The following is a 12,514-nucleotide window of genomic DNA, read 5'->3' as shown; positions in this document are numbered from 1 at the left end:
AAGTCGATGGATCGTTTTGTGAATAGATATGTGAATTGAGATTGATTTTCTAGTACTTGAGCCGATACCCGGTCTTGAAGATCCAGGCCACGATCGCCAGGAAGACCGCCAGAAACACGATGGTCATCGTCAGGCTGATCGTGATGCTCACATCGGCATTGTCGTAGAAGCTCCAGCGGAAGCCGCTGATCAGGTAAACCACCGGGTTGAACAGGCTGATCGCGTGCCAGACCGGCGGCAGCATCTTGATCGAGTAGAAGCTGCCGCCGAGAAAAGTTAGCGGCGTGATGATCAGCAACGGCACCAGCTGGAGCTTTTCGAAATTGTCGGCCCAGATGCCGATGATGAAACCGAACAGGCTGAAGGTCACGGCCGTCAGCACCAGGAACAGGATCATCCAGAACGGATGCGCGATATGCAGCGGCACGAACAGTCCCGCGGTCGCCAGGATGATCAGGCCGAGCAGTATCGATTTGGTGGCGGCGGCGCCGACATAACTCATCACGATCTCCCGGTACGAAACCGGCGCCGACAGCAGTTCATAAACGGTGCCGGTGAATTTGGGGAAATAGATGCCGAAAGAGGCATTCGAGATGCTTTGCGTGAGCAGCGACAGCATGACCAGTCCGGGGACGATAAATGCGCCGTAGCTGACACCGTCGATCTGGGCGATGCGCGAACCTATGGCGGCGCCGAAAACGACAAAATACAGCGAGGTCGAGATCACCGGGGCGACGATGCTTTGCAGCAGGGTGCGCCCGGTGCGCGCCATTTCGAACATGTATATTGCGCGGATTGCATGGAAATTCATTGCTCGTCCTTGATCAGGTTGACGAAAATATTTTCAAGCGAACTCTGGGTGGTCTGGATATCCTTGAACTGGATGCCTTCTTCGCTGAGGGCATTCAACAGCGAAATGATGGTGACGCGTTCGCCGTCGTTTTCGTAGGTATAGACCAGCTGGCTGCCGTCGCTGGACAAGCTCAGGCTGAAGGCCGCAAGCTCGGGTGGAATACAGTCTAGCGGTTGCTCCAGCTGCAGCGTCAGCAATTTTTTGCCGAGCTTGCGCATGAGTTCCTTTTTTTCCTCAATCAAGATGATCTCGCCCTTGTTGATCACGCCTATCCTGTCGGCCATGTCTTCGGCCTCGTCGATGTAGTGGGTGGTCAGGATGATGGTTACGCCGCTGTCCCTTAACGAACGGACCAGTTCCCACATGTCATGCCGCAAGTTGACGTCGACGCCTGCGGTCGGCTCGTCGAGAAACAGGATCTGCGGCTCATGCGACAAGGCCTTGGCGATCAGCACGCGACGCTTCATGCCGCCGGACAGCGTCATGATCTTGTTGTCCTTCTTGTCCCACAACGATAAATCCCTGAGCACTTTCTCGATGTAGGCAGGATTGGCCGGCTTGCCGAACAGTCCGCGGCTGAAGGATACAGTAGCCCATACCGTTTCGAAGGCATCGGTGGTCAGTTCTTGCGGCACCAGGCCGATCAGCGATCGGGCAGGGCGGAAATTCTTGACGATGTCGTGGCCATCCACCCGTACCGATCCCTCGGAGATGTTCAGGATCCCGCAGATGCAGCTGATCAGGGTGGTTTTGCCGGCGCCGTTCGGTCCTAGCAATGCCAGGATTTCGCCACGGCGGATGTCGAGATTGATGTTGTTGAGCGCCCGGAAGCCGGAGGCGTAGATCTTGGAGAGATTCACTATGGAAATGACATTTTGCATGAGCCGTCCGATCAGTATGAGTGCAGGTGACGTATGTGGCGTACGTGGCGTACGCGACGTCGGTGTCTTGCCGTGCATTCTAATCCCGAATGCAGATTAATTTTTGCGACGGCTATTCCGGCTATTTTCGAAGGCATCGATCAACCGGATCATGCGTTCCATGCGCGACTGTTCCTGCGGCGTCGTTGTGCGATTCCACATGAGATCGAATTCAGCCACGATCGCATCGTACTCGGCCTTGCTGATCAGTTTTGTGTCTGCTTCTTCCTCTATTTCTTTCTCAAACATAGGCTTGTCCCGACAGAATAGATAACACCAGGGAGATTGCGGATCAGGCAGGTACGGCGCCCTCCATTGTCCTGGTACGCAAGAGCAGGGCGCCAAGTACGGCTCCCGAACCGGCAAAGCAGGCTCCCGCCAGGAAAGCTGCCTGATAACCGCTGTTGAGCGCGGCCAGCGGCTGCGTGCCGGCAGCCAGCAGATTTTCGGTATGCAACGCCGCCAGGCTGGCGAGTACCGCAAGGCCGAGCGCGCCGCCCATCATGAAAGAGGTGTTGACCACGCCCGAGGCGAGTCCGGATTCGGATGGCGCGACATCGCTCATTGCGGCCAGCAGCACCGGATTGAACGCAATTCCCGCGCCCAGGCCGAGCAGGACCATGCCGGGCAATACGTCGGCAACAAAACGGCCGTCGACCGGTGCGCGGGCAAACAGCAGCAGCCCCCATACCGCCAGCAACAAGCCCGCCGCCAGCGGCCGCCGAATACCGAAACGCATCACCAGCTTGGCCGAGATCCCCAGCGAAAAGAGCGCCATGATCAGATTGGCCGGGAGGAAAGCCAGGCCGACTTGCAGCGGCGTGTAGCCGAGTACCAGTTGCAGATAGAGCGCGGAGAGAAAGAACCAGGCGAACATCGCCGCAGCCCACAGCACGCCCACCATATTGGCGACGGCGACATTACGCAACTGGAACAGCCGCAACGGCATCAGCGGCGCCCGCACCCGCGTCTCGATCACCAGGAACGCCGCCAGCAATGCGGCTGCAACGGCGAGTTGGCTCAGCGTGCGCGGCGCGGCCCAGCCGGCTTCGTTGCCATTCACGATCGCATACACGGCGAGCATCAACGCGGCGGTAACAGTGATGGCGCCGAACACATCCAGATGCCGGGATTGCTTCTGGCTGTGCAGCGCCGGCAGCAATCGCAACGAGAGCGCGATCACGGCGCCGCCGATCGGCAGATTGACCAGAAAAATCCAATGCCAGCTCAGGCTGTCAGTCAGCAGCCCGCCCAGCATCGCGCCGAGACTGCCGCCGCCGGCGCAGACAAAACCGTAGACACCCATTGCCTTGGCGCGCTCGGCCGGCTCAGTGAAAAGATCCATGATCAGCGACAGCGCCACCGCTGTCACCACGGCCCCGGCCAGCCCCTGTACAGCGCGTGCCGCCAGCAGGAAGCCTTGCGTGGTGGAGAGGCCGCAAGCCAGGGACGCCAATGTAAATAGCGCGATACCCAGCAGGAACAGCCGCCGGTGCCCGTACAAATCCCCCAGCCGGCCGCCCAGTAGCAAGAAGCCGCCGAAAGTCAGCATATAGGCGTTCACTACCCAGGCCAGCGAGGTGTCGGAAAACCGCAAATCCGTCTTGATCGATGGCAGCGCCACATTGACGATCGTGGTGTCGAGCACGATCATCAGTACTCCCAGGCACAGCACGATTAGCGCTAGCCCGCGCCGGTCGGGATGCCCGTTTGCGGTAGAGATGGAATGTTCAGTCATATCAGGTCTTTCCAAAGATGATGGACTCCACAAGAAGAGATCGTCGAGTCGCAGGATTCAGGGATTTCTTGATATCTAGTCGAACGGGAATAGTCTAAATCGACATGCCGCCAAAGACTGCGCCAAAGACCACACATCAGGTGATGATATCAAACTGTGCGTTGGCTGAAGCACTGGCGCCCGTCGCGTATTTTCACATTTTCCGAGGTGTCTCAGGCCCATCAGTTGATGGAGCGCAACGAGGCGTTAGGCAAGTTTGTCGTTCTCTCTTAGGCTAACGAAACTTCGCCATTCTCGCTACACGGCATTGGATGGCCTTATGGCTGATCGATAGTCCGTTTTGGATAGTAAATGCTTGGCCCGGGCGAAGGCAACGCCTAAACCATTGCTGCCGGCGGTAATCAGGGACTTCGATATTGCTCAGACAATTGTTTTGTGGCAATATTTACCGCTATTCACAGCGCGGCCAAAGCGACAGTAAAACCCAGCGCTGTAGATGACTTTCACATATCGAGGACCGCATGAGCGGCTGTCCTCGTCCGCCATCGAAGAACACTTCCGGAGACTCCAGATGAAGCGTGCAGCAAAGTGGCTATTTGCAGGGTTGATGTCTATTTTTCTGTTGGCGGCAATCATGCTGTTCCAAACCTGGTATTTTAAGCCCTTGAAAATCGATTGGTTCTACGGCCGCGTGTTTGCGTCGTTTGCACTGGACAGTCCCGAGCTGCTGTCGTCGCTGCGCATCGTGCCGGGCTGGGCGGATTTCTATAGCTCGGATCTGGATGATGTGTCGCCGGCACACGAAACGAAAAGTCTAGATGAATTGAAAAGCAGCCTGGCGACGCTGAAGAGCTACGACAGGTCCGGCTTGGACCGCGAGGGTCAATTGTCATACGACACTCTGGCTTACTTCCTGCAAATACAGGTAGATGGCGAGCGCTTCCGCGACTACGATTTTCCGGTCAACCAGATGCAAGGTATGCAAAGCGGGCTGCCGGATTTCATGGTGCAGATTCATCAGGTGACGAGCAAACGCGAGGCGGACAGCTACATCGCACGCCTGAACAAGTTCCCGCGCAAGTTCGATCAATTGCTGGAAAGCCTGAAGCTGCGTGAGAGCAAAGGCATAGTGCCGCCCCAATTCACCGTGGACAAAGTCATCGTACAAATGAAGGGATTCATCGCCAAACCATCCGCGGAGAATACCTTGTTTGTCAGCTTCAAGGACAAGCTGGACAAGATTCCTGCGGAGCGGCTTGATGCCGCGACCCGCGCACAATTATTGGCGCAGGCCGACCAAGCAATCCAGCATAGCGTCTACCCTGCTTATCGAAAACTAATCGATTACTTCGCCGCTCTGGAGCCGAAGGCCCAGGGTAATTACGGTGCGTGGCACTTGCCGGATGGCGACAGTTACTACGCGTGGTGTGTGCGCATGCATACAACTACCGATATGACGCCGCAGCAAGTCCACCGGCTTGGCCTGGCGGAAGTCGCCCGCGTCGGCGCGGAAATGGATACCTTGTTAAAGGGTCAGAATCTAACTGACGGCACCATAGGTGCGCGCGTGCAGCACCTGGCGCGCGACCCGCAACAGCAATATGCCAATAGTCCTGAAGGAAAGCTGGCGATGCTGGCGCGATATCAGGCGATACTCGACGAGGTCAACCAGGGTCTGGGGTCCGCATTCGACATCCGGCCTAAACTCGGGGTTGAAGTAAAGGCTGTGCCGGAATTCTCGCAGGCGACAGCGCCCGGCGCGTATTATCAGCCGGGCTCCCTGGACGGTTCACGCCCAGGCGTGTTCTACGCCAACATGCGCGTTCCCGGCGAAACACCGAAATTCGCGATGCGCACACTGGCGTACCACGAAGGAATTCCAGGCCACCATTTCCAGATCTCGATTGCGCAAGAGTTACAGGATGTTCCATTCTTCCGCACGGTAATCCCGTTCACGGCCTACGTCGAAGGATGGGCGTTGTACGCGGAACGGTTGGCCGGTGAACTCGGCTTCGAAAGCGATCCGCTCGACAACCTTGGCCGCCTGCGGGACGAAATGATGCGCGCCTCACGCCTGGTGGTCGATACCGGGATTCACTACAAGCACTGGACTCGCGAGCAAGCGATCCGCTACATGGTCGACAATACCGGCATGTCCGAAGGCGACGTCACGGCAGAGGTTGAGCGCTATTTTGTCAATCCGGGACAGGCGCTCGCATACAAGGCGGGCATGTTGAAAATTCTTGCGCTAAGAGAACACGCAAAACAGACCTTGGGTCCCAATTTCGATCTAAAGAAATTCCACAATGAGATACTGTCGCACGGCGCATTACCGCTCACTATTTTGGAGCGCGTCGTCAATGCTTGGGTTGATAGGCAAAAGAGTTAGTGATGCGATCTAAGCGAAGTACCTTCTTTTGACTTGCGCATTCGAGCTCATGCAGTTCGTCCGCGTGCAATTCACTACGGACGAACTTAACGAAAAATCGCGCGCCGCGATTCTACGCATCGGTGCAAAACAAGAGGGCATTGTCCGGCACGAGCCCATCATGCCGGATGGACGGAAGCGTAACTCGGTACGCTTCAGCATCATCGATTCCGAATGGCCGGTTGCCGACTGTCTATTTCCCTTTGCCCATCGCTTCCATCATGCGCACCGTCAGGTATAGGCGCGGCACCACGCTGTCCAGATCGGCCCATTCGTCCGACGAGTGGATGCGGTCGCCGACGATACCCATGCCGTCCAGCACCACCGGTTTGCCGGTCTTGGGATTGTAGGCGAAGCCGGCGTCGGTGCCGTAGCGCATGGAGACCGGTGTGATCGACTTGCCGAGTTCCTTGTAGATGCTGTCGGCGGTGGCGGCCAGATGATCGCTGTCGGCGTTCTTGCTGAACGGCGGACGGCGGTTTTCCACCTTGACGCTGACCTCGGTTTCGGGGATCAGCTTGTTCCGGATGATCTTGTCGGCATCGGCCTGCACGCGCTGGATCTCGCTGACGTCGGACATGCGCATGTCGGCCGTGGCGCTGGCTTTTTCAGGAATGATATTGACGCGGTCGCCGGCCTGGATCACGGTCCAGTTGACGGTCGTGCCCTTGGCCGTGCTGCCCAGGTCCTTGAGCTGGATAATCTGGTTGGACAATTCGACGGCGGCGTTGCGGCCGGCTTCCGGCGCCGAGCCGGCGTGCGATGCGCGGCCCTTGACGTCGAGATGGACGTAAGCGATGCCGTTGGTGGCCACCGTCACCACGTCGGCTTCAGGCGGTTCAAACACCAGCACGTAGTCTTGGCCGGAAGATAGTTTGCCGATCATGCCGCGCGAACCGAGCGAGCTTTTTTCTTCGTCCGGATTGAACAGCACGGTGAGCGTCTTGTAATCCTTGAAGCCCCGTTCGCGCGCGATATCCAGCGCATAGACGATTAACAGCGCACCGCCCTTGGCATCGGCCACGCCCGGACCGAAGGCCTTGTTGCCGCTGATCTTGAACGGGCGCTTGGCAGCTTCGCCGACGCCGAACACGGTGTCGTAATGGATCATCAGCATGATGTTCTTGGTGCCTGTGCCTTGCAACTTGCCGATCACCATCTTGCCTGCGGCCGGCGGCGCGGCGACGATCTCGACGCTGGCGCCGACTTCCTTCAGGCGCTGGGCCAGCACGGTTTCGACCTGCGTCAGCCCCTTGGCGTCGTCGGTGCCGGAATCGATGTTGACCAGCGTAGCCAGGTCCTTGACCATGACGTCCTTGCGCTTTTGCGCGGCCTGTAGCAGGGCCTGGTCAGCCTGGGCGGTCTGAGCAAAGGAAGCGGCGGAAGCGGTGCAGCCCAAGGCGACAAGCAGCATTATCAGGTGTTTTTTCTTCATGGGGCTCTCGTGGAATTGTCGATTGAAGGGGGGAGGGGGCAGGTCGATGATGGCAACATGGCACTATAGCAGTAAATTGACGGACGAAAATACTGCGCTGAGAGCCACCGCCCGGGCGTCGTCGACGGTGCAATGACCTGCAGAATCTGCTCAGCCACAGGTCCGTATGCATCGGCCGCTTGAATCCCCGCCTTTTAAGCGACGCGCGATCTTTCCACAACCAGGCGCTCCCCGATTGGGGTTCTTAGGTGCACAAGCCATATTCTTTGCGCTGAGAGCACGGTGCGCCAGATCCACGATAGACGCTACGGGCGCGGCTTGTGCGACCTGCTGCTCAGCACCAACGCGATGCCGCCAAGGATCGCCACGGAGGCAGCAGCCAGGCGCGGTGTGATCGCCTCCGATAGGAACGCCACGCCGCCAAATGCGGCGATGAGCGGCACCGACAACTGTACCGTGGCTGCGCGCATGGCGGAAAGCTTGCTCAGCGCGGCATACCAGATGACGTACCCGATGCCGGACGTGAGTGCGCCAGAGGCGATGGCCAGTGCAACCCCCGCCGCATCCGCGTAAGCATTGGCGACGGACAGCAAGCTCAACACGAGGGCCAATGGCGCCGCCCGCGCGAAGTTGCCCGCGGTGGCCGCCAGCGGGTCGAGCACGCCACGGCCGCGCAGCGAGTACACGCCCCACGCCAGGCCTGCGGCCGCCATCAACGCAGCACCGATGGGCGGCGGCGCAGCGATACCGGGCGACACAAGGTAGACCAGCCCCGTGACAGCCAGTGCGAGACCTAACCATGCGATCGGTCCGAACATCTCGCCCGAGCGCAAGCCTGCGATGAACATGGTCAGTTGAACCGCACCGAACAGTATCAATGCGCCAGTGCCTGCGGGCAAGGTTAGATACGCGAACGAGAAGAACGCGACATAAGCAAACAGCATGGCCGCAGCGAGCCAGTCGGCACGGCCGGGCGCAAGCCGTGCCGCCCTGAAGCGCACGATGACGGCGAGCGTGATCGCTCCGGAAACCAGTCTGATGCTGGCGAAACTGGCCGGATCGATGCCCCTTTGCTGCAGCGCTAGCCGGCATAACAGAGAATTGGCCGCGAAGGCGAGCATCGCGGCCGCTGTAAGGAAGATCGCCTGCAAGCCGGGCAGGCCGTTGCGCTCCTTATGCATGGATCGCCACCAGGACCACAGCCCAGGACAGCAGCGCGAGGCCGAGCGGCGTGCTGATACGCTGCCCCCAGCGCACATTCTTTTCGATCGCCATCACGGCCGCAAGCACGAGCATCCAGCCAAGGCTGCCAGCGCCGAACGCAAACATCAACAGCATCAGCGCCCAGCAGCATCCGACACAGAACAGGCCGTGCTGCACGCCAAGCGCAAACGCGTGCCGCGCCTGCGCCTGCCCGCGCCAATGTTGGATAACGAAACTCAAGGGCGTACGGCATTTTTCCAGGCATCGGTACTTGAGCTTGCTGAACTGAAAGGCGCCGGCCAACGCAATTGTCGCGGCGCCGATCATCCAGCCATGCCAAGCCAAGGTGGGCACACTGGCAAGCAGCGACAGTATGGCGCCATGCAGTGCGTGCGCCAGGAGCCCGAATGCCCCCCACACCGTCATGTATCCCAGGCCGAGCAGCGTCAGGAGACGCCCATGGTCCGGACGCTGGGCCGTCAGCCGGTCGAACGTGTTAAACAACGGCAAGGTGGTCGGCAGCATCATGGCCGCCGTCATGAGTATCCACGCGGCGGCGTATAGCAGCATGGGCAGGACCACTGCGCCGGCGGGAACGATACGGCACAGAAACGCCGCCGGTCCTGATGCAGTCCAGTCGCCATGTTCGAGATAGCGGCCGTACGGACTGCGCCCCCATGCCCATAGCGACAGCCACGCGAGCGCAATCAATGCAGCCAGGAGCGGCAGGAACACGCGATGGCGGCGGGAGTTACTGGGCGGCAGCGAACCAGCCGAAGCGCTCATGCGTCGAAGACGAAGGTGCTCTGCAAGGCGTTGTGGTTCTTGATGCTTAGATCGATACCAAGGGCAGCGTTCTTGGATCGATAGGTCGGAGCCTTGCCGACAAACACCGGCGCTCCCGGCACCGTCGAGAACACGGTGTCGGAGAGGGTGGTCTGGCCGCCAGTCGCACCTAGATAGGGCTCAAGTTCGGCATAGTAATCCTTGCCGATCTGAAGTTCGCCCTTACCGGCAATCACGGTGAAACGTATCGGCGCCCGCTCTACCGACACGACCTCGCCGATCAGCTTGGCGAGTTCGGCGACCGGCCCGCCGGCCTGGCCGGTGTAGACCTTCAGCAGTGCCTCTTCCTGCGCCTTGGTGGCCTGGTCGTCGACATAGATCGCCGCAGTCCAGTTGCCTAGCAGAATATTGCCGGGTACGTGCGCCACGGCGGCGATGGTGTTGCCGCCCACATCGACGCCGTCGACTGTTCCCCTGTCTATGCGCCACGCGACGATAGTGTCGCAGGTGCCGTTGTCAGGGTCCTCGCCGATCCAGCAGGGGCACAGGACATTGCAATTGCAAACCTCGAGCAGGCGACCTTCCAGGTGATAGCTCATACGAACCTCCATTGCCGCTATACGAACACGGGCTTGTCACCGCAGCTCGCAGCGGCAAGGGATAAATTATTCTAGGCTGCGTGATGGGGCAATTCAAGTTCGATGACGGCCAGGCGGATCGTCGTGCGAGGTCGTTGGGGCATTTAACCTGATGTCGAGAGGGGGGGCATTAAGCAACGGCATCGAAAGAAGGCGCATGGCTGATTCCGGCAATCCGAATTCACCTTCGAAACAGCCGGCAGATTCGGGACCTGGCGACGTTCAAGCTCGCAATCGATAGCAAGTTGCGCGGCTGCGATCTCGTCGATTTAAGTGTTCGCGATGTCACGCATGGCAATCAGATTTTACCCCGGCGATGGTCGTGCAGCGAAAGACCCAACGCACGGTGGCATGCCCGGATCGTGCATCGGCCGCTTCCCTGCCGGTACGTGGACGGTTCGCGCCTCATTTAAAGACAACCTCAGAAATACGGTGCTGCCACTCAAAACATCCTTCATTCTCAAATGAGTACGCTCGCCGGGTTCTGCCATTCGAGCTACGCTACTGAATGGCTTATCTATAATTAGTCTCTAGTGGGCGGTGACTGTATCTGTTCGGCCGACGGAACTCGGCCAGAAGCAGTCCTCCGCATTGACCGCCGAAAGCGGTCGCTCGCCAAATATCATCAAGGTTCCGCACGAACCCAACCACCGAGGAGAATACCTTGCAGGAAAGCCGTCTTCGTCTCTATACCGATGCTCAGTTTGCCAGCCCCTACGCCATGTCGGTTTTTGTCGCTCTTGACGAAAAGCGATTGCCGTTTGACCTTTCGACCGTGGATCTCGGGAGTAATGCTAATCGTGAGGCAAGCTATGCAGCCAAGTCGTTGACGCAGCGCGTGCCCACGCTGACGCATGGGGACTTTACTTTGTCGGAGTCGTCGGCAATAACTGAATATCTCGACGATGCCTTTCCGGAAACGCCGGTATATCCGCAAGATAGATATCTTCGAGCGAGGGCACGCCAGGTGCAAGCCTGGCTCCGCAGTGACCTGATGCCCATTAGGCAGGAGCGCTCGACGGAGGTCGTATTCTACCGATCGCCTGGAGCAGTGCTCAGCCCTGCAGCCGATGCAGCGGTCCAGAAGTTGTTTTCTGCGGCTGAGGCTTTGCTTTCTGGCGACACAGAAAATCTATGCGGGACGTGGTGCATCGCCGATTTGGATCTGGCGTTAATGCTAAATCGCCTCATTCTGAATGGCGATCGGGTACCGGCCAAGTTAATCGATTACGCTGCGCGTCAGTGGGAAAGACCCTCCGTGCAGCGATGGGTTGGATTGAATCGTCCTCCGCTTTGAACGTATGACGAGTAAATCATGCGCCACCAGTGGATAAGGAAATGGCGAACCCTGGTTCGCCATTTTCATTTAATAACGTTCGAGCCAGTGCGCGTATGGTGCCGGCAGCGTCCACGATGCACGCTCAACGCCCAGCTCCTTTGCAGCGGAATAGGTCCAATGGGGATTGGCCAAATGGCTTCTTCCCACCATGACGACGTCGAGTTGCTGCTCTTTGACGACGCGCTCGGCAATCTCCGGTGTGCCGAAGCCCCATGCTGAAGATACAGGCACGTCCGCTTCGCGACGAACGCGTTCAGTAATCGCTCCCAAGAAAGCCGGCCCCCACGGAATCGAGGTTTCAGCAATTGTAAAACCGATGCTGACGCTAATCATGTCCATGCCAGCAGCTTTGAAATCGCGCACAAGGCCAATCGACTCGAGCAGTGTTTCCTCGTCGCGTCCATCGTATTCAATAACACCAAAGCGTACAGTTAGCGGCAGATTTTCCGGCCACACTTCACGTACTGCCTTCAATGTCTCGAGCAGGAAGCGGGCGCGGTTCTCGACGCTTCCGCCATAGATGTCGCCACGATGATTCGAATGTGCGGAAAAGAAGCTCTGTGCCAGATAGCCATGCGCGAAATGGAGTTCCAGCCATTCAAACCCGACATCACGCGCCCGCTTGGCTGCGTCGACAAAGTTCTGACGCACGCGTGCGATGTCATCCAATGTCATCGCACGGGGGAGCTTGGGCAAGCCTTTTCCGTACGCAATTGCTGAGGGAGCAATCGTCTGCCAGCCACGCTCATCGTTCTCAGCGATATGGTCGTCTCCTTCCCAAGGGCGGTTGGCGCTCGCCTTTCTGCCCGCGTGAGCAATTTGAATTCCAGGTACTGAGCCCGCTGCCTTGATGGCCTGCACAACAGGAACAAACGCTTGTGCCAAATCATCGTTCCAGATGCCGCTACAACCCGGTGTGATGCGTCCTTCGGGAGCAACGGCAGTTGCTTCAACGATGACAAGTCCGGCACCGCCACGCGCCATATTTACGTAGTGCGACTGATGCCAGTCATTGATTCGTCCATCGACCGCCATGTACTGGCACATTGGCGGGACAGCAATACGATTGCGCAGGGTAACGCCTTTAAGCTTGAATGATTGAAACAGGGCAGACATGGATGACCTTTACGAAAGTGGAGTATTTATTCGTTAGTTCGAATATGTACGAACAATG

General features: G+C 58.4%; 11 protein-coding genes and 1 pseudogene. 3 read left to right on the top strand and 9 right to left on the bottom strand.

Translation table 11 applies throughout. The annotated features are described in order from the left end of the window. Positions 1–49: 49 nt before the first annotated feature. The 4 genes from BLV81_RS12660 to BLV81_RS12645 all read right to left on the bottom strand — a co-directional run bounded on the left by BLV81_RS12660 (position 50) and on the right by BLV81_RS12645 (position 3,511). Complete coding sequence (locus tag BLV81_RS12660; protein WP_092356544.1) at positions 50–811, bottom strand: ABC transporter permease; 762 nt, start codon at positions 809–811, stop codon at positions 50–52. Next, positions 808–1,734: an ABC transporter ATP-binding protein gene (locus tag BLV81_RS12655; protein WP_092356541.1), complete on the bottom strand. Its 927-nt coding sequence runs from the start codon at positions 1,732–1,734 to the stop codon at positions 808–810. Before BLV81_RS12655 ends, BLV81_RS12660 begins: the two co-directional genes overlap by 4 nt. Before the next feature lie 96 nt (positions 1,735–1,830). Next, positions 1,831–2,022, bottom strand: coding sequence for a hypothetical protein (locus BLV81_RS12650; RefSeq protein ID WP_092356538.1), 192 nt, complete (start codon positions 2,020–2,022; stop codon positions 1,831–1,833). 43 nt (positions 2,023–2,065) lie between these two features. Then, positions 2,066–3,511: a DHA2 family efflux MFS transporter permease subunit gene (locus BLV81_RS12645; RefSeq protein WP_092356535.1), complete on the bottom strand. Its 1,446-nt coding sequence runs from the start codon at positions 3,509–3,511 to the stop codon at positions 2,066–2,068. A gap of 607 nt (positions 3,512–4,118) precedes the next feature. Here BLV81_RS12645 and BLV81_RS12640 point away from each other — a divergent pair. Together BLV81_RS12640 and BLV81_RS12635 are read left to right on the top strand one after the other, a co-directional pair. After that, positions 4,119–5,900, top strand: a complete 1,782-nt coding sequence (locus BLV81_RS12640) for a DUF885 domain-containing protein (protein WP_255365168.1) — start codon at positions 4,119–4,121, stop codon at positions 5,898–5,900. A gap of 13 nt (positions 5,901–5,913) precedes the next feature. Continuing rightward, positions 5,914–6,180: pseudogene (locus tag BLV81_RS12635) on the top strand (GNAT family N-acetyltransferase); the annotation flags it as partial. Here BLV81_RS12635 and BLV81_RS12630 read toward each other — a convergent pair. The 4 genes from BLV81_RS12630 to BLV81_RS12615 all read right to left on the bottom strand — a co-directional run bounded on the left by BLV81_RS12630 (position 6,133) and on the right by BLV81_RS12615 (position 9,962). Then, positions 6,133–7,374 carry a glutamate carboxypeptidase gene (locus BLV81_RS12630; RefSeq protein WP_092356529.1) on the bottom strand — a complete coding sequence of 414 codons (1,242 nt, stop codon included), beginning with the start codon at positions 7,372–7,374 and terminating at the stop codon, positions 6,133–6,135. The pseudogene BLV81_RS12635 and the gene BLV81_RS12630 overlap by 48 nt on opposite strands. Positions 7,375–7,679: 305 nt before the next feature. After that, positions 7,680–8,555: a DMT family transporter gene (locus BLV81_RS12625; protein WP_092356526.1), complete on the bottom strand. Its 876-nt coding sequence runs from the start codon at positions 8,553–8,555 to the stop codon at positions 7,680–7,682. After that, entirely contained in the window at positions 8,548–9,363 is an 816-nt protein-coding gene (locus BLV81_RS12620; protein ID WP_092356523.1) for a DUF2182 domain-containing protein, read from the bottom strand. Before BLV81_RS12620 ends, BLV81_RS12625 begins: the two co-directional genes overlap by 8 nt. Continuing rightward, a complete protein-coding gene (locus BLV81_RS12615) occupies positions 9,360–9,962 on the bottom strand; it encodes a DUF1326 domain-containing protein (RefSeq protein ID WP_092356520.1) in 603 nt (200 codons plus the stop codon). The genes BLV81_RS12620 and BLV81_RS12615 overlap by 4 nt, the downstream gene beginning before the upstream one ends. Positions 9,963–10,665: 703 nt before the next feature. Between BLV81_RS12615 and yfcF the strand changes: the two genes are divergently transcribed. Then, positions 10,666–11,298 carry a glutathione transferase gene (gene yfcF / locus BLV81_RS12605; RefSeq protein ID WP_092356517.1) on the top strand — a complete coding sequence of 211 codons (633 nt, stop codon included), beginning with the start codon at positions 10,666–10,668 and terminating at the stop codon, positions 11,296–11,298. Positions 11,299–11,367: 69 nt separating this feature from the next. Here yfcF and BLV81_RS12600 read toward each other — a convergent pair whose 3' ends face one another. Further along, entirely contained in the window at positions 11,368–12,456 is a 1,089-nt protein-coding gene (locus tag BLV81_RS12600) for an NADH:flavin oxidoreductase/NADH oxidase (RefSeq protein WP_092356514.1), read from the bottom strand. Between the last annotated feature and the right edge of the window lie 58 nt (positions 12,457–12,514).

It is taken from the genome of Collimonas sp. OK242 (genome assembly GCF_900107095.1).
Classification (GTDB): Bacteria; Pseudomonadota; Gammaproteobacteria; order Burkholderiales; family Burkholderiaceae_D; genus Collimonas.
The sequence above is the reverse complement of the archived record's forward strand: the minus strand, read 5'-3'. Positions and strand labels throughout refer to the sequence as shown.